The sequence below is a fragment of the Paenibacillus vulneris genome, assembly GCF_039543185.1.
Classification (GTDB): Bacteria; Bacillota; Bacilli; order Paenibacillales; family NBRC-103111; genus Paenibacillus_S; species Paenibacillus_S vulneris.
In genome coordinates this window covers 224,443-242,480 of record NZ_BAABJG010000055.1, presented here as the reverse complement: position 1 = coordinate 242,480, position 18,038 = coordinate 224,443, and the positions used below count along the sequence as shown (strand labels likewise).

13 protein-coding genes are annotated in these 18,038 nt (G+C 47.8%); all 13 read left to right on the top strand.

Annotation, left to right across the window (positions count from 1 at the left end):
* Positions 1 to 28: 28 nt before the first annotated feature.
* Positions 29 to 985 (top strand): carbohydrate ABC transporter permease, encoded by a 957-nt coding sequence (locus ABEA66_RS33825; protein WP_256865250.1) that lies wholly within the window; start codon positions 29 to 31, stop codon positions 983 to 985.
* A gap of 33 nt (positions 986 to 1,018) precedes the next feature.
* The gene (locus tag ABEA66_RS33820; RefSeq protein ID WP_079909236.1) at positions 1,019 to 1,747 is read left to right on the top strand and encodes a hypothetical protein; all 729 of its coding nucleotides are present in this window, start codon (positions 1,019 to 1,021) and stop codon (positions 1,745 to 1,747) included.
* Positions 1,748 to 1,833: 86 nt separating this feature from the next.
* Positions 1,834 to 2,538 (top strand): hypothetical protein, encoded by a 705-nt coding sequence (locus ABEA66_RS33815; protein WP_079909237.1) that lies wholly within the window; start codon positions 1,834 to 1,836, stop codon positions 2,536 to 2,538.
* Between the two features lie 22 nt (positions 2,539 to 2,560).
* The gene (locus ABEA66_RS33810) at positions 2,561 to 3,253 is read left to right on the top strand and encodes a hypothetical protein (RefSeq protein ID WP_345594591.1); all 693 of its coding nucleotides are present in this window, start codon (positions 2,561 to 2,563) and stop codon (positions 3,251 to 3,253) included.
* 386 nt (positions 3,254 to 3,639) lie between these two features.
* Complete coding sequence (locus ABEA66_RS33805; protein WP_345594589.1) at positions 3,640 to 4,953, top strand: ABC transporter substrate-binding protein; 1,314 nt, start codon at positions 3,640 to 3,642, stop codon at positions 4,951 to 4,953.
* 119 nt (positions 4,954 to 5,072) lie between these two features.
* Positions 5,073 to 6,098 (top strand): hypothetical protein, encoded by a 1,026-nt coding sequence (locus ABEA66_RS33800; RefSeq protein ID WP_345594587.1) that lies wholly within the window; start codon positions 5,073 to 5,075, stop codon positions 6,096 to 6,098.
* 32 nt (positions 6,099 to 6,130) lie between these two features.
* Complete coding sequence (locus ABEA66_RS33795; protein ID WP_345594584.1) at positions 6,131 to 7,459, top strand: ABC transporter substrate-binding protein; 1,329 nt, start codon at positions 6,131 to 6,133, stop codon at positions 7,457 to 7,459.
* Between the two features lie 82 nt (positions 7,460 to 7,541).
* A complete protein-coding gene (locus tag ABEA66_RS33790) occupies positions 7,542 to 8,876 on the top strand; it encodes an ABC transporter substrate-binding protein (RefSeq protein WP_345594582.1) in 1,335 nt (444 codons plus the stop codon).
* 122 nt (positions 8,877 to 8,998) lie between these two features.
* Positions 8,999 to 10,357 (top strand): S-layer homology domain-containing protein, encoded by a 1,359-nt coding sequence (locus ABEA66_RS33785; protein ID WP_345594580.1) that lies wholly within the window; start codon positions 8,999 to 9,001, stop codon positions 10,355 to 10,357.
* 252 nt (positions 10,358 to 10,609) lie between these two features.
* The gene (locus tag ABEA66_RS33780) at positions 10,610 to 12,007 is read left to right on the top strand and encodes an S-layer homology domain-containing protein (protein ID WP_345594578.1); all 1,398 of its coding nucleotides are present in this window, start codon (positions 10,610 to 10,612) and stop codon (positions 12,005 to 12,007) included.
* 197 nt (positions 12,008 to 12,204) lie between these two features.
* Positions 12,205 to 13,242, top strand: a complete 1,038-nt coding sequence (locus ABEA66_RS33775) for an efflux RND transporter periplasmic adaptor subunit (RefSeq protein ID WP_345594576.1) — start codon at positions 12,205 to 12,207, stop codon at positions 13,240 to 13,242.
* Positions 13,243 to 13,254: 12 nt separating this feature from the next.
* Positions 13,255 to 16,155, top strand: coding sequence for an ABC transporter permease (locus tag ABEA66_RS33770; RefSeq protein ID WP_345594574.1), 2,901 nt, complete (start codon positions 13,255 to 13,257; stop codon positions 16,153 to 16,155).
* Positions 16,156 to 16,192: 37 nt separating this feature from the next.
* Complete coding sequence (locus ABEA66_RS33765) at positions 16,193 to 17,926, top strand: glycoside hydrolase family protein (protein WP_345594572.1); 1,734 nt, start codon at positions 16,193 to 16,195, stop codon at positions 17,924 to 17,926.
* Positions 17,927 to 18,038 lie beyond the last annotated feature (112 nt).

Here is an 18,038-nt window from a genome sequence, read left to right as displayed (position 1 = left end):
AAATTATTTTGTCTAAGGGGTGAAGCTTGTGATCGGTCTAAAAACGAAGAAAGGCCAGGAGCTGGCGCTGCTTACCCGCTTATCCGATATCCGGTACAGGATCGTCGGCAGGGAAGCGGATAAAGGTCTGCTGTTCCGGGTGTTCATTTACTTGATCTTGCTGGATACGGCGTACATCTATTTGAAGCCTGTGCTGCACATGGTCACTACGATGGTCAAAAATGCAGATGACCTGCTGGATCCGGCGGTCAATTGGTTCCCGAGAATCGTGTATCTCGGGAATCTGCAGGATGCGTGGGACTGGCTGAAGTATCCGAAGGCGCTTGGCATCAGCTTGATGCTTGCGCTTTCCGTAGCTATATTCCAAACGATGTCGTGTGCAGTAACCGGCTATGCCTTTGCCAGATTGAAGGTGCCCTTCAAGAACGTGATGTTCTTTTTCCTGCTGCTGACCTTTGTAGTCCCGATGCAGGTAACCATTTTGCCGAATATCATCTATGCCCGGGAGCTAGGATTGCTAAATACGATTTATCCCATCATCGTACCGGCATTTTTCGGTCTGGGCTTAAAGGGAGCTTTATTTGTCATCATTTACCGCCAGTTTTTCTCCACGCAGCCCAAGGAGCTGGAGGAAGCGGCGCGGATCGACGGAGCCAGCGTATACAAAATTTTTTACAAGGTGATGATGCCTCTTGCCAAGCCTGCGATTTTGGTAGTGTTCCTGTTCTCTTTCATCTGGACATGGAATGACTTTTACCTGCCGAGCATGTATTTGGCGGATATTGAGACCGCCCCGTTATCCATGGGCATATCCCGAATTGCGTCAGCACTTAGGCAGCAGGCGGAGGTATACGGTCCTTCCGTCACGGATGAAGCCATACGAATGGCGACGACCTTCCTGATGATCATTCCTCCGATGATCTTGTATACCTTTACCCAACGATGGTTTATTGAAGGCGTGGAGAGAACGGGTTTGGTGGAATAGGTTAATTTTTGAATGAAATGGAGGTTTCATAAGATGAAACGGTTACTTGCAATGCTGGTTGCACTGATGATGGCTGCTTCCCTGATGGCCTGCTCTGCACAGGGGGGAGGCGGAAGCTCACAGGTTAGTGCCAATGCGTCGGCTAATGCCAAGAAGGTGCTGCTCATCCGGAAAAAAGAAGGAGGAGGCGATCCGTTCCTTATCAACCACTTGAAAAAACTGGGCTATCAGGTCATGGACATCGTGGACGCTGACTTTACGTTGGAGAAGGCCAAGGATTACGGAGTCATATATGTTAGTGAATCCGTTAATTCCTCCAAAATCGACTCGAAGCTGAAGAGCTCGACAGTTCCTATCGTAGTTGCCAAAAACCAGGTTGCGAGTGAAGCAGGCTTGGTCGGGGTACAGAAATTCGGTCAAGAGGAGAAAGTCAGGACGATTCATATTCTGAATGAGAAGCATCCTTTGGCAGCTGGTTTGAAGGATACTGTCGCCATTTATAAGGAAGATGGAAAAATCTCTTACGGGCTGCATCCGGGCAAGGACGCCGTAACCATCGCTGAGTATCCAGCCAGCGGCGATAATAAGAAGATCATGATTTTTGGATACGAAAAAGGCTCCAAGAACATCAATAACGAGGTTGTTCCTGCAAGACAAGTGTATTTCTCCATGCCTACCGGAGAGGAAGAGAAGCTGACGGATAACGGCTGGAAGCTGTTTGATGCGGCCATCGAATGGGCTGCTGCCAACGGGGCAAAATAGTGGGTTAACCCCACACGGTCCTGATGGGATAGGCTTCTCGGCAATTCAATCAGTTTCATCAATCCAAATTTTGAGGAGGTCCTTGGATGAAGCGTTTATTTGGAATGATCGCAGCTATGGCTATGGTAATTACCTTAATGGCTTGCAATGCCTCACCTGCCGGTACTACAGGAAAGAATCCGGGTAACAAAGTGCTGTTTGTCGGAAAAGACGGTGGCGGAGACGCCATCACCATTAAACGTTTGAAGGAAGTACATGGGCTTGAGGTTACAGTTGTCATCGATAAGGAGCTTACGGTCGATCATACCAAAGGTCAATCCTTGATTTATGTCAGCGAGTCCGTCAATTCCAACAAAATACAGGATAAGTTCGTCAATGTTCCCGTGCCGGTGATTTATGCCGAGCCTCAATCCACCAGCGATACAGGGATGACCGAAACGGAGGGATACGGCGCCCTTACGGGAGCGAATGCAGCCAAAACGATACAGATCAAGGATAGCAAGCATGAGCTGGCTGCAGGCCTGCAGGGTACGGTGGATGTATATCAGGACAATGGGAAAATGGGCTACGCCATTCCCGGTAAAGAAGCTATCGTCGTAGCTACGGTGCCTAACGAGGATCAGAAGTCTACCATTTTCGCCTATGAAAAGGGTGCCAAAAATGCCAAAGGCAATCCGGTCGCAGCGCGCGAAGTGTACTTCTACATGTTCAACGGAGAAGAGATCAACCAGACAGAAGCAGGGTGGAAGCTGTTTGACGCATCAGTCAAATGGGCGTTAGGGAAAAAGTAGCCCCTGATGGGAGGATTGCAGGATGAAACGAATTGCAGGCATGATATCCATTATTTTGATTTTCATGATTGTGACAGCCTGTTCCGCTTCTTCGGCTACGAAGGCCCCAGCCTCCAAGAAAGCACTGTTCGTCGGTAGGGAAGGCGGAGGAGATGCTATCGTTGTCAAGCACTTGAAAGAGCTTGGATATGAGGTATTCGTAACGGCGGACAAAGAGCTGACGGCAGAGCAAGCGCTGAACTATTCTTTAGTCTTTGTTAGCTCCACGGTAAATTCCAACAAGGTAGGCAATAAGCTGAAGAACTCTCCGGTACCTGTCATCTATGCCGAAGCTCAAAATATGGGTGATATCGATTTGTCGGGTAAGGAGTCGGATGTGGATCAAGGTGATTTTGCAGGCAAAGCGGTAACGATCAAGAAGGCAGACCATCCGATGGCAGCGGGCTTGCAGGGGACTGTGAACGTGTATCAGTCGGAGGGCAAGATCGGTTTCGTCGTACCGGCAAAGGACGGCATTGTTATTGCTTCTGCGCCGGATGATGAGAGAAGGGCCGTCGTCTGCGCTTTCGATAAGGGCTCGAAAACGCTTAAGAACGAAACGGTTCCGGCAAGGCAAGTTTACTTTTACCTGGTCGGCGGGGAGGAAATTAATCAAACCGAGGAAGGATGGAAGCTTTTTGACGCCGCCGTCCAATGGGCTGCAGGAAGCAAATAGGGAAGCAGGCCTCTCCTTAACGGGAAGAGGCTTTTTTCGTTCACCATGCGAAGCTGATTGATGCATTATCCAGTTAATGGCAGCGAACCTATTTCAAGAAAAGATGCAACAAACAACCTATAAAAATGAAATCCCCCCCAATGAATGAAATACGGTTTCGTAATAAAGTAAAAGTACATCCTGTAAGTCATTTTTTGACGGCGGCCGTTCATCCATAATTTTCAAAGCGTTTTCATATTGACGGTATCTTTGCAGGGGGAACGTACTTCAACGGCCAGACATCAACAAAGGGAGGTCGATCCTATTATTTTACAAACTGCTTTAGTGAGAAGAGGTAATCCTGAAACGATATAACGGGCCAATTTAAAAGGAGGTTTAACCGAGGAATGAACAAGATTCTGAAATCTTCACTCGTCATAGCTTCAGCCGTTTCCATGTTAGCCGGCTGTACCAGCTCACCCGCCAATCCCGTAGAACCGGAGGCATCAAAAAATACGCCGAAATCGCCGGATAATGAGATTTTCATCTATACGGTCTACCCCGCTTTTTATGCCAAAGAGGAAGTGTTCGATAAGCAAATCGGCCAATATTTAAAGAAGAAGTTTCCGGATATCACGATCAAGCACGTGCACTGGGATAAAGGAAGAGAGTACAAGGATTTAATCGCTGCAGGCACGATTCCCGATATTATCATCGACAATGCCCGCATGAACCTGCAAAGATACATTATTAAAAACGACCTTCAGTACGATATGACCGAGCTGATCAAAAAGTACAATTTCGATACGAGCAAGCTGAATCCCGCAGCGATGGCACAGATGAAGAATGTGACCCCGGAAGGGAAGATTTACGGTCTGCCGTTCCAATTGAGCGATTTGGTGTTGTTCTATAACAAAGATATCTTTGATAAATTCGGTGTCGATTATCCTAAAGACGGGATGACGTACGATGAAGTCTACGAGCTGGCTAAGAAACTGACGCGGGTCGAGGGCGAAAATACATACAAGGGTTACCAGCAGCATCCGGGGTTGTACATGACCTATAATCAGCGGTCTGCTTCACCTCTCAGCTTGACGGAGGATAAGGCGGAGCTGAATACGCCGGAGTGGAAGATCCTGGTTGACAACTTGAGACGGTTTTATGAAATTCCGGCCAACCAGTTTACTTCCGTAGACGATTTCCCTAAAGGGAAGATGGCGATGAGCGTCCATGTATCGGAAAAAATCATTCAGTGGTATGAGCAAAACAAAAACTTGAATTTCGATATCGCTTCGATGCCGTCCTTCAGTGATTTGCCGAATACGAAAGCACAACCGAATATGTACTCCGCTTATATCACGAAGCAATCGACGAAGAAGGATATGGCCTTCCAGGTAATCTCCTACCTGCTCTCGGAAGAGATGCAGATCGAGTTATCCAAAGAAGGCATCATTGGTCCGTTGGAGAGTAAGGCCGTTCAGGAAGCGTTCGGGAAAAACCTGCCGCAGATGCAGGGGAAACATACGCAAGCGATCTTTGCGAGCAAAAATGCAATGCCGCCTGCGGCCCGCGCTAACGGCTTGACTTATATCGACGTTCCTGCACACATTGTCTTCCAGCCACTGATATTCGGGGAATCGAAGGACTCCGTTACGGCACTTCGGATGGTTGAGGAGCAGACGACCAAGGGAATTCAGACGGAGAAGGCAGCGAACAAATAACATAGCTACAATAGGAAACTTGAATAAACAAACCTCCAGAGGATCGATGAAAGTGAGGCTGGAGGTTTTTGTTTGTCCCAAAGGAAAGGCTAGCCACAATTAAAGGGGGAATCCAATCGATGAAGCGTCTATTTAGTTTGCTCGTTATTGCTTTAATGGCGATATCTATCATGGCATGCTCTTCTTCTCAAAATAATGCGTCCGACAATACGTTGAAGGGGGTTGTTACCCCATCGCTACAATCTACGCCGACGGCTACTCCAGCGACTCCGAAACCGGCGGAAACCAAAGCGCCTGAATCGACGCCTAAACCGGATGAAAAGACACCTGCGGAAACATCGAAGCCGGAAGAGACGAAAGCCCCGGCAGAAACACCAACGCCTGCACCGGCAGCTACCAAAGCGCCTGAGGAAAAGCCTAAAGCTGAGGAAACAAAGACGGAGGCCCCTAAGGCACCGGAAACTGCAGCGCCAGCGCCAAGCAAAGCGCCAGAAGCGACTCCTGCACCGGAAAAACCGGAAGTATCCGCAAGCGGAAAAAAAGTGCTGATGGTAGGCCGGGAAAACGCCCAGGAGGACCAATTGGTAGCCGGCAGATTGAAAGCGCTTGGATTTAAGGTTACCAATATAGCGGACCGGGATTTCACGGTTGATGAAACGAAAGGCTATGATTTGCTGTATTTCAGCCAAACTACGAACTCCAAAATATTGAAGGAAGGCGTTATGAAGGAGGTAGCGATTCCAACTGTCTATGTCAAAAATCATGGCATGTACTATCTAGGCTTATCGTCAATAGAAGAGAACGCCAACGTGTTTAATGTCAAATCGATCGATATCGTGGACGGCAAACATAAAGTAGCTGGCGGTTTGTCGGGTACTGTGGATATTTATAAAGAAACGAACTCCAAAATCGGGATCGGTTATGGTCTGCCCGGCAAGGAGGCCAAAGTGATAGCAACCGCTCCTGGAGATAAAGACAAAGCGGCCATTTATTATTACGACAAAGGCTCGAAAGCCGATAATGGTTATGAAGTGAAAGCGCGTACCTCGTTCTTCTTCTTGAATAACGGCTTGCATGAAAATACGACCGATAATGGCTGGAAGCTTCTGGATAACTTGGCTTTATGGACGCTGCAAAACGGTTAGACCGGAATGAAACCAGGGAGGACTTAAAAATCATGAAGAAATCCGTATCGAGAACCATCTTGTTTACTTCGTCACTAGCGTTGTTGGCAGGCTGTACATCCTCACCTGTGGTGGAAGATAATCCGACTACACCCAAATCTTCACCCAACGAACTGTTTATTTACACGGTCTACCCTGCGTATTTTGCAAAGGAAGAGAACTTCGATAAGCAGATCGGGCAATTTCTTAAGAAAAAGTTCCCTGATATTACGATCAAGCATGTTCATTGGGATAAGGGCCGTGAGTACAAGGATTTAATTGCTGCCGGAACCATTCCGGACATCATTCTCGATAACACTCGGATGAATGTACAGCGGTATATTTTTGACAACGATCTTCAGTACGATATCGGAGATTTGGTCAAAAAATACAATTTCGATACGAGCAAGCTAAATCCGGCTCATGTAGCCCAAATGAAAAACCTGACGCCGGAAGGAACGCTATTCGGTCTGCCTTATAACAATAACGACTTCCTGCTGTTCTATAATAAAGACATCTTCGACAAGTTCGGTGTAGACTATCCGAAGGACGGCATGACCTACGATGAGATCTACGAGCTGGCGAAGAAGCTGACCCGAGTGGAGGGGGAGGTCACTTACAAGGGCTACTCCCAAAATCCGGGACATTATATGAACTACAACCAGCTGTCCCTATCACCGCTTAGCCTGAAGGAAGACAAAGCCAGCCTGAATACACCGGAATGGAAAAAGGTCGTAGACAATATGCGACGGTTCTATGATATTCCTGCCAATCAGTTCGATACGGTCGAAGTGTTTGCATCGAAAGGAAATATCGCCATGGCCGTTGCCACAGTGGACCATCTAGTTTCGTTCGTTGAACAGAATAAGAACTTGAACTTCGACGTCGTTTCCGTGCCTTCCTTCAGTGAAGCGCCGAATACGAGATACCAGCCGAATTTGTATTCGATGTACATCACGAAGCAATCCACGAAGAAGGATCTCGCGTTCCAGGCTATGGCTGCCATTCTGTCTGAGGAGCATCAGGTAGAATTGGCGAAGGAAGGCGTCATCGTTCCAATGGAATCCAAGGCGGTACAGGAGGCTTTCGGTCAAAACCTGTCGCAAATGCGCGGGAAAAATACGAAGGCGATCTTTAACGGCAAAACGGCGATGCCGCCGGCTGCACGTGCAGCAGGCTTGCTATGGTACGACGTTCCGATGCAAAATGTTTTCGCGCCTCTTATCTTCAAAGAATCGAAGGACTCCGTTACGGCGCTCCGGATGATTGAGGAGCAGTCTACGAAAGCTATCGAGACCAACAAAGCCGCCAAGACCGAGCTCGAAAAGGCGGCAAAAAAATAATAACCAACTCCAAAAGCACCCTCATTGTTGATGAAATGATAGGGGGTGCTTTGCTTTTATAGCCGAAAAGGAGGTACGTCCAATGAATAAAGCATGGAAACAAGCCGCGTTTGCCTTTGCTGCAATGGCCATTTTGCTTGCAGGCTGCAAATCGGACGAAGCGGCAAACATTGGAAAGTCCGAAGCACCTGTTTCCCCGGAAAACGAACTGTTGATTTACACGGTTTGGCCTGCTTTTTATGTCAAAGAAGATATTTTTCAGAAGCAGATTGCTCAACCTCTGCAAAAAAAGTTCCCAGATCTAAAGATCAAGCACATCCATTGGGATAACCCGGGAAGACAGTACAAGGACCTGATTGCGGCCGGGACCATCCCTGATATTATCATGGACGATTCTCACTTGAATCTGAACCGTTACATTATCGATAACGATCTTCAGTATGACATGAGAGAGCTGATCAAGAAATATAACTTCGATACGGAAAAGCTGAATAAGCCGGCCATGGACCGAATGAAGAACATTACCCAGGACGGGGCTATTTACGGACTTCCGTTTCAAATTGGCGATTATATCCTCTTTTACAACAAAGATATCTTTGACAAATTCGGCGTGGACTACCCGAAGGACGGCATAACTTACGATGAAGCATACGAATTGGCCAAGAAGCTGACTCGTGTAGAAGGGGAAATCACGTATAAAGGATATTCACAAAATCCCGGTCATTATATGAACTACAATCAGCTATCCTTGAACCCTTTGCACCCAACTGAAGACAAGGCGGTTTTGAATACGGATGGGTGGAAGAAGCTGGTTGACAACTTGCGGCGTTTCTATGAGATTCCGGCCAACCAATTCGATACGGTTGAAAATTTCTCCAAAGGCAACATTGCTATGGCCATCGCTTCTGTGGACCGAATTGTAAAGTTTTACGAAGACAATAAGAACCTGAATTTCGATATTGCTGCAGTTCCGTTTTTCAATGATTTACCGGACACAAGATACCAGCCTAACGTTAATTCGCTTTACATAACGAAGCAATCGACGAAGAAGGATCAGGCGTTTCAGGTCATTTCCTATCTATTGAGCGAAGAGGCTCAAATCGAGCTGTCCAAGGAAGGTATTGTCGGATCCGTGCAAACACAGGCAGTGAAAGAAGCGTTCGGTAAAAATTTACCGCAGCTGAAGGGTAAGCACACCGAATCCGTTTTCTACGGCAAATATGCGGATGCTACTCCTCCTCGCGCACCAGGTTTAACCTACCACCTTGTTAATACGCAAGGCGTGTTCGCCCCATTGATATTCCTGGAATCCAAGGATAGCGTTACAGCGCTGAGAATGACGGAGGAGAGGGAGACCAAGGCGATCTTAGCGGAGAAAGCGGCCAAGGAGGAGCTGAATAAGGCTGCCGGAAAATAATATCTGCTTGTCGGAAAAAATTACGAAAGGAGGTGGTAGATGGCATATCCGAGCTGTAGTTTAAAGTGCAAGGTAAACGATTCTCTAAATGGATCAATACGAAAATGAGGATGGTGTCCGAATTGAGAAAAATAATCGCTTTAGTATTATGTTTTTTTCTTTTATCTTTCACCGTACTTCCATTTGCTTCAGCTATCGCTCGAGAGGGAGTCAAATCGGTAGAAGACTTCAAGGATTTGAAGACTCTCCCTCAAGAAACGAAAGCTAAGTTCGATGAACTGATTCGTGGTGGCATGTTTAGCGGCGTCTCGGAAGATACATTCGGTTTGGACTCCAAGATGGATCGAGCGCAATTTGCAAAAGTGGCTTCTATTATTTTTTCGTTGCCAACGAATAAAGCGCTTACAAACCCTTCCTTTACCGACTTGGGCACCGATCATTGGTCCTTCACGTATGTAGAAGCGTTGAAAAAGGCGGGGCTTACGAATGGTTATGATTCGGAGGGCAAAACGTATAATCCATCTGGAGAAGTATCCCGCCAAGAGCTGGCTGCATTTCTTATCCGCGGTCTTGGCTTGGAAGAGCTTGCTCAAAAAGCAGCGCCAGTGTCGGACAGCACCGTGGACGATTGGGCTAAGGGTTATGTAACGCTTGCTCTGGAAAAGAGTATTATGGCGAAGATGGACAACGGCACATTTGGAGGCAAGTCACCGGCCACACGTAAAATGCTGGTCCTTGCAAGCTATGAGGCAACAAAAATATTGGCCGGTCCGACCCCTTCACCGTTTCCATCACCAACACCACTGCCATCGCCTGCGCCGAATAAAGAGGATTCCGGCAAAGCCTCTGCAAAAGGAAAAAGAGTTCTTATGACTAGCGATGTGAACACGGGTAATCCCGATTTTCGCAAGGACGATAATATGGTTGTAAACCGTCTGCAATCTCTTGGATTCGAAGTGACTCGTTTGGCCAGTACAAAAATTACTGCGGAAGCATTTGAAGGCTATGATCTCGCCTATATCGGCTGGTCGACGAATCCCAAATATGTAAAGAAGAAATTGAAATCGCTTCCTATTCCAATTATTTATAGCCATTCCCGAACCATGGGAGATGCCGATTTATCTTCCGTCTCAGAAAACGCGAACGCCGAGAAGCAAACGGAGATTTCGATTGTGAAGCCGGACCATCCGCTGGCGGCTGGACTTACCGGAGATGTGCAGATTCACTATGAGCCTTTTAGACTTACCTACGGGGTTCCGAGCAAGGATGCGATTGTAGTCGCGACTGTGAAAGGCGAACCCAACAAAGCAACCATCTTTGCCTATGAGAAGGGCTCCAAAAATATTCTAGGGGAAACAGTACCGGCACGCTCTGCGTTTTTCTTTACCAACTTAGGTACACAAATGAAGGAAAATGCTACCGATGAGTTTTGGAAGCTATTTGATGCAGAAGTGCTTTGGGCTATTCAAACCCCGGAATAATAAGTTCACTGAAACTCCAGCTTCGGGCTGGGGTTTTTATTTTGCTAACTTCATCATCTAGGAACAATAAACCTATAAGGATGCGATTATGTCCCTATAAATGATTTCTCATTTCGTATTATTTTAAAAGTGTAGGAGTAATACCCAATTGCTGCCGTGGAGGTGTTCGGCCTAATCTAAAAATCGGTTCGTTATCAAAGCTCTGCTTGATTTAGTGTGTAATTAACTAAAAGTCAGGAAGGTGCGTCAAAAATGAAGAAAATTGTCACATCGCTTTTATGTTGTTTCCTGTTAGTGCTCATGGTGCTTCCTTTTGCTTCCGCTGCAGACACTCCGGCAACTAAGAGCGTGGAAGATTTCAAGGACTTGAAGAATCTTCCACAAGATCAGAAGAGCAAGTTTGATGAGCTGATCCGTGCTGGGGTGTTCAGCGGATTGACGGACGATACATTCGGCCTTGATTCCAAGATGGATCGTGCACAGTTCGCCAAGGTAGCTGCCATTATTTTTTCACTGCCAATGGATAAAACGCTTACAACCCCATCCTTCACTGATGTAGGAACAGATCATTGGGCCTTCACTTATGTGGAAGCACTGAAAAAAGCCGGCCTTACTAATGGCTATGATTCGACCGGCACCACCTATAATCCGTCCGGTGAAGTATCCCGTCAGGAGCTTGCAACGTTCCTTATTCGCGGTCTCGGTTTAGATGACGCTGCGAAGAAAGCGACTCCTGTATCGGATAACACGGTAGACGATTGGGCAAAAGGCTATGTAGCCCTTGCGCTTGAAAAAAATCTTATGACGAAGCAGGACGACGGCACCTTTGGAGGAAAAGCGTCCGCTACGCGCAAGATGCTTGTGCTTGCAAGCTATGAGTCCAAGAAGCTGTTTGAAGGAAAAGGCAGCACCACAACGACGCCAGCTTCAACACCAACACCAGCTCCTACGGCCACACCTGATCCGAAGAAAGAAACTCCGGCTACACCGCCGGCAACGAACACGGACACTCCGAAGGTTTCCGCTAAAGGAAAGAAAGCGATCGTTACAAGTGATATTCGGGCAGGGCAAACCGAGATGGCTCCTGATGAGAAGCCTCTTGTCAGCCGTTTGCAATCTTTAGGCTTCGAGGTTACCCGTCTGCCAAGCGCCAAAATTGCACCGGAAGCATTTGAAGGCTATGATCTGGTAGTTATCGGTTCGTCGACGAACTCCAAATATGTCAAGAAAAAGCTGAAGGATCTACCTATTCCTATTATTTATAACAAGCTTATTTCGTTCGGGGACGCGGATTTCTCCTCCGTTTCTGAAAAAACGAATATCGAAAAACAATCGAAAATTACGATTACGAACTCCGATCATCCTTTGGCAGCAGGGTTAAAGGGAGATGTACAAATTTACTATGAACCGGATAGCATCGGTTATTCCAAGCCAAGCGCTGATGCTATCGTTATTGCAACGGCTGCGGGTGATCCTTCCAAGCCTGTTATTGCCGCTTACGAGAAAGGCTCGAAAAACATCCTGGGTGAACCTGTAGCTGCACGTACCGTATCCTTCGGCTCTAATTCTTCCTCGATGAAGGAAAACGCTACTAATGAATTGTGGAAGCTGTTCGATGCTCAAGTGCTCTGGGCCATTCAAACTCCATAAGATAGGACTGTAAAGGACGAAACTCCAGCTTGCGGGCTGGAGTTTTTGGCGTCGACCGGCGGATGGAGCAAATAACCTATAAAAATGAAATGAATCCCCTAAAATGAGACAACGTTTTCATAGTAAGGTGGTGATAACAAAATTTCTAACGATTCCGTGTCAGCTGGAGCCACGCGTGTCACTGGGGGATGGTCAAGATGTCAAAGCGGATTGCTGATAAAATCATCGCTGCGGTAAGTATTTCGGGTATGCTGCTAGCCCTTTCCGGATGCTCGCTGCTGCCTGTTGAGGAGGATGAGCTTGCTCCACCGCTTGTCGAGCCTGTCAAAGAAACGTTAAGCCTCTTTGAGGCCAAACGCGCTGACATAGTAAAGCAAATCACCGGAGTAGCCACCTTTGCATCGGATAAAACGGATTACCTGTATTACAAAACGTCCGCAGGGAAGCTGATCTCGATTAATGTCAAGCTGGGAGACCGGGTGAAGGCAGGGGATCTTATCGCATCCACGGAAACCGGAGAGCTGGAAACGAAGATACGAGTGCAGGAAATTGCGATTGAAAAGGCCAAGATAGCCCTCGTTCAGGAGGTAGCCGACAAAGGCTCGGATAATCCATCGGTACAGTTGAAAATGCTGGATATGGAGAGTGCCCAGATCCAGTTGAGATCGCTGCAAACCCAGCTGGAAAATTCCAAGCTGATAGCCAAAGCCGATGGCATCGTCACCTTCATCGATACCATTAAACCGGGCGAGGAGGTAGCCGCTTACAAGCAAATGGTTACGCTTTCGGACCCTACGCAGATGAAGCTGATTTATACGGCTGCGAGTCAGAACGATTTGGCTGGAGTGGAAATTAATATGGATGTCACGGTAAAGATTAAAGACAAGATTTACCCGGGAAAAGTCGTCCAGACACCGTTAACCGCAACGCCAAGCGATAACAAAACGGTTCAGGAAAAAAACAATAAATCACTGGTTATTGATGTGAAAGGAGACTTGCCTGAAGAGGTTACGATAGGCTCCCAAGCTGATATCACCATCGTAACGGAGAAAAGGGAGCAGGTCTTAGTGATTCCGAGAGCAGGGCTGCGCAGCTATATGGGACGTGACTATGTTCAGGTGCTGGAGGGAGAAAGCCGTAAAGAAGTCGATGTGGAGAAAGGTATCGTGGCTGCTACGGAAGTCGAAATACGCAAAGGCATCACGGAGGGACAGAAAATTATTTTAGCCAACTAGGAGGCTAAGAGCGTGTCAATAGTTATCATGATCCTGCGCAAGATGGTCAATAACAAATGGCTCGAGCTGAGCCTGCTGTTCGGCCTAATATTGTCCGTCGCGCTGGCAAGCAGCATGCCGATCTATACGAATGCGATACTACAAAGATTGCTGCTTCAAGAGCTGCAGCAGATGCAGATGAGCAGCAGCCAGTATCCGGGGATATATTGGCTGTCAGTCAATTTGCCTAGCGGTCAGGATAAAGAAAAAAATGGACATCTTGCGGAAACCGATGACTTTTTGAGCAAAATAGGTTCCTGGTTCGGCATTCCGGAGCAATACTTTGTCCGCGAAAGATCCACTCAAAGATACAAAGTACTCCCCGCTGAGCCCGATAAAGTGGATACAAGCAGGCAGCGATCGGCCGATATTACGGCCATTGATGGAATGGAAGGGCATATGAGGCTTGTGGATGGACGTATGCCTGCCCAAGCTCCGGTAGACGGGATTTATGAAGCTCTTGTGGTGGAGGAAGCCTTAACGGAATTAGGAATGGTCCTGAACACAGTCTTTGTCATCCAGGACGAAGCAACGAAGGAAACCATCCGCATCAAGCCGGTAGGGGTATGGGACCGCAGCGATTATACGGACGTGTTCTGGTATAACATCCCGAGCAGCTACAAGAACAGCTTTTTGATTGATTATGCATTGTTTGAGAACGACTTTACCCAAGGCGGTAAGCTGCATGTCCAATCGGGCTATTGGTACTGGGCGCTGGATTATAAGGAAATGACGCTTCATACCGTCGATACGTTTATAGCCACTCATCTTTCCATTGACAAGCATATGGATGAGCGCTACGAAGCGCATAATTACAACGCACCGGCATTAAAAACACTCGGTACCTATTATGTGAAAGAAGCCAATCTGAAAACGATGCTCTGGTCGCTCAATGTACCTGTCGTTCTTATGCTTGGATTTTATTTATACATGGTGGCCAATTTAATTACGGACCGGCAGAAAACGGAAATTGCCGTATTAAGAAGCCGTGGCGCCAGCAGGCTGCAAATTATAGCGAGCTATATTTTGGAGAGCTTGATATTAGGCATGATAGCCTTCTTTATCGGACCTTATGTGGGGATGTACCTGACTAAGGTATTGGGTGCTTCCAGCGGATTTTTGGAGTTTGTCCAACGGGCCAAGCTGGATGTATCGCTGAGTCAGGATGCCTTCTTGTACGCTCTGGTTGCAGTCGGAAGCTCATTAGTGATGACGCTGATTCCTGTTTTTTTGGCTACGAAGGCTACCATTGTCGGGCATAAGCAGCAGTCTGCACGTCAGGAGAAAAGCTCCTTCTGGCATACTTATTTCATAGATGTGATCTTAATCGGAATCTCCCTGTATGGGCTGTATACGTACAAAACGCGAATTAAGGACTTGCTGTCGCTCGGTTTAAAATCGGGGGATTTAAGGGTAGATCCGCTGCTGTTCTTTATTCCGGCCATTTTTATATTGGGAATGGGACTCCTGGTGCTGCGTTTGTACCCTTGGTTCATGAAGCTGATTTACCGGATAGGCAGACGCTGGTGGCCGCCGTCCTTATACTTCACGCTGATTCAGGTCAGCAGGTCAACGCTGCAATATCAATTTATTATGGTATTTCTGATTATAACGATCGCCACAGGATTGTTTAGCGCCAGTGCTACAAGAACTATCAACAAAAACACTACCGATAAAATCCGGTATTCGGCCGGTGCCGATATAACAATGCAAATTCGATGGGAAAATGATGCCCCTCCAGCGATCCTGGTCGGATTGCAGGAGGATGAGGGGGGTGAGACCGAAGAAGCAGCGACCGAACCTTCGGCTCCGCACAGAACGCAGTATACGGAGCCTTCCTTTCTTCCATTTACGCAGCTTCCGGGTGTTGAGCATGCTGCCAAGGTCTTCAGAAAGAAGGATGCCACGTTCACGCGAGGCAAGTCACAGGATACGGTGCAGCTGATGGGAATCGAAACGAAGGAATTTGGTCAAACCGGCTGGATGCGCCCGGGACTGCTCGACCATCACATCAATAGCTACTTAAATCTGATTGCAGCCAAGCCGTCGGCCGTCCTCATATCGAGATCGTTGGCGGAGGAATATGGCCTGAAATCAGGGGACACGATAACCGTCGGCTGGTCGGGGATTGAGGGAGTCCAATTCACGGTATACGGGATCGTAGATTATTGGCCGTCGTGGAATCCGAATCCAGGTACGAATGAAACGATAACCGTTTCCAGCAAAACAGGAGCGACGAAGGTTAAAAGACCCATGCTCGTCATCGGGCATTTGTCCTATATTCAGAATAATCTTGCTTTGGAGCCCTATGAGGTGTGGCTGAAGCTGAAGCCGGATGCAAGCAGCCAGGCGGTCTATAAAGCGGTGACGGACCATGGATATCAGATCGAAGCGCTTAGGGATGCGAAGCAGGAGCAAATTAAGGCGATCAAGGATCCGTTCCAGATGGCTATTAATGGGGTCATGACATTGGGCTTTTTAATTTCCATTGTCATATGCTTTTTCGGCTTCCTGCTGTACTGGGTATTATCGCTCCACGCCAGAACGCTTCAATTCGGAATCTTACGGGCTATGGGAATCTCCTTTTTTCAGCTGCTTGTCATCCTTATCAGTGAGCAGGTATTGATATCAGGAGCAGCTATTGTGATTGGAGTGACGACCGGCGGGATTACAAGCCAGCTATTTGTACCGTTGTTCGAAATGTCCTTCGATCCGAAAACACAAGTACCGCCTTTCAAAGTGACATTTGATCCCAAGGATCAGGTTCGGCTTTATTGGGTTGTCACCGTGATGATTACAACGGGCTTGGCGATCCTGGCGCATATTGTCTCCCGAATCCGTATTCATCAAGCCGTCAAATTGGGTGAGGATTAACACAAATATATTTTACTAAGAAAAGGAGAATAGAAGAATGAGCACAAGTGAAATAAAGCAAATTCCCGATACCCTTATGCTGGAGGAGAGGGCAGGGCATGTCCTCGGGGCTATTCTTGGGATGGCGGACGAGGATCATGGGTACATTCCGTTTTTTGCGGCAAATTTGATGGAGCAGCCGGCATTTTTGACCCATGGTGATTGGGATTACGGTTCGAGCCATGGACGGTTGATCGATGCGCTCATCTTGGCCAGGCACATGACTGGGGATGAAAGAGGAAAGGATATCGAAGCGAAATACCGGGAAAACTTCTTGAGCTTCTTTAAAGAGGACGGACTCAGCTATCGGCTGAAAAATCCGAAGGCGCCTTGGGAGCCCACAGCCAACCTGATTGATCAGCGTGCCGTCATTCTCGCATTGACTTCGTGGTACATGTCCACGGGAGACAGCCAGATCAAGCAGGTCGCAGACAAGCATGTCGCTGCACTCAAAAGAATTGCCATTAAAGAAAGAGATGTGTGGTATTATCCAGCTTCGGAGTATACGGTTAACGGCTGGCCTTCCGCTAATGCGGTCCAATTAAGGCTTGCACCGGATCCTGCTGCATTCTGCGGAAGACTGATCATGCCGCTATTGAAATATTACGAATTGACAGGCAACAACGACGCCTTCGAGCTGTGCCAATACTTTGCGGCATTAATCATTCGTCGCAGCGGTGTGTTCAACCCGGACGGAAGCTTTAATGATGCTCTAGCCTATCGCAGTGGACATTTCCATACCCGTATCGGCACGCTGGATGCATTGGCTCGCTATGCCTGGCATACCCGGGATGCCTCCATCACTCATTTTGTGAAGAAAAGCTACGATTGGGCTCTGACCTGGTGCACCGCTTTTGGATGGACGCCCGGTGATATCCACGATCAGGCTTTCGAACACGAAACCTGCTCGCTGGTCGATCTGATCTCGACAGGGATTATGCTGGCTCAAAGCGGCTATGTCGAATACTGGGGAATCGTCGAGCGGTTCCTGCGCAATCACTTGACCGAATCGCAGCTGCTGAACCTGGACTGGGTGGTAGACTCCGATCATAAAGAGAATGATGACGTAGGCATGAAGTCTTACTGCAACGTAGCTAAGCGGGCAAAGGGAGCCTTCGCAGGCTACTCCGCGCCGAACGATTTCTGCTGTGATGTCAGCGGGGGAAGAGGACATACGAATGATTTGCAAACCTGCTGCATCGGTTCAGGGACCAGAGGACTGTTCATGGGCTGGAGCAATACTATTACAGAACGTAGTGGCACGGTAAGTGTGAACTTTCTGCTCAATCGCGGCTCCCGCTGGCTGGATGTAAGCAGTCATCTTCCGCACGAGGGCAGATTGGATTTGGACATTCATCAGAATATACCGAGACTGTTAATCCGTATCCCGGATTGGGCAGGATATGCCAAAGTGCTGGTTCGGCGTGAGCAGGGAGAGAGGGTGCTGACACAGACCGGCAGCGATCCAAGCATTTGGGTCAATCAGCGTTTCCTTAATTTGGGGGAAGCGCATGAGGGAGAGAGGATTACAGTTACCTTCCCGGTAAGTCAACGACAAACGGTTGAAAAAGCGGTAGGCGAGGAGTTCATTACGCAATGGCGGGGAGATGATGTGGTTCATCTTAGCCCGGAAGGCATTCATCATCCATTCTACAATCACCGTCAAATAAGGAGCCAGGCTCCTATGAGGGCAGGACAGTATCGCAGGCTGGAGAAGGAGTTTTACTGGTAATAAGGCAGTACAGGTAGAGACAGCCGTTTCAGCTATCGAAGGGCGGCTGTCTCCCTGCTAAGGAGCTATCGGTTTGGTCAAGAAAACATATGCCTATAAATTAGCTGTAATT

Coding starts and splice junctions, on each gene's coding strand:
- ABEA66_RS33780 (WP_345594578.1), top strand. CDS start 10,610: ATGAAGAAAATTGTCACATCGCTTTTATGTTGTTTCCTGTTAGTGCTC.
- ABEA66_RS33810 (WP_345594591.1), top strand. CDS start 2,561: ATGAAACGAATTGCAGGCATGATATCCATTATTTTGATTTTCATGATT.
- ABEA66_RS33775 (WP_345594576.1), top strand. CDS start 12,205: ATGTCAAAGCGGATTGCTGATAAAATCATCGCTGCGGTAAGTATTTCG.
- ABEA66_RS33765 (WP_345594572.1), top strand. CDS start 16,193: ATGAGCACAAGTGAAATAAAGCAAATTCCCGATACCCTTATGCTGGAG.
- ABEA66_RS33820 (WP_079909236.1), top strand. CDS start 1,019: ATGAAACGGTTACTTGCAATGCTGGTTGCACTGATGATGGCTGCTTCC.
- ABEA66_RS33795 (WP_345594584.1), top strand. CDS start 6,131: ATGAAGAAATCCGTATCGAGAACCATCTTGTTTACTTCGTCACTAGCG.
- ABEA66_RS33815 (WP_079909237.1), top strand. CDS start 1,834: ATGAAGCGTTTATTTGGAATGATCGCAGCTATGGCTATGGTAATTACC.
- ABEA66_RS33790 (WP_345594582.1), top strand. CDS start 7,542: ATGAATAAAGCATGGAAACAAGCCGCGTTTGCCTTTGCTGCAATGGCC.
- ABEA66_RS33800 (WP_345594587.1), top strand. CDS start 5,073: ATGAAGCGTCTATTTAGTTTGCTCGTTATTGCTTTAATGGCGATATCT.
- ABEA66_RS33805 (WP_345594589.1), top strand. CDS start 3,640: ATGAACAAGATTCTGAAATCTTCACTCGTCATAGCTTCAGCCGTTTCC.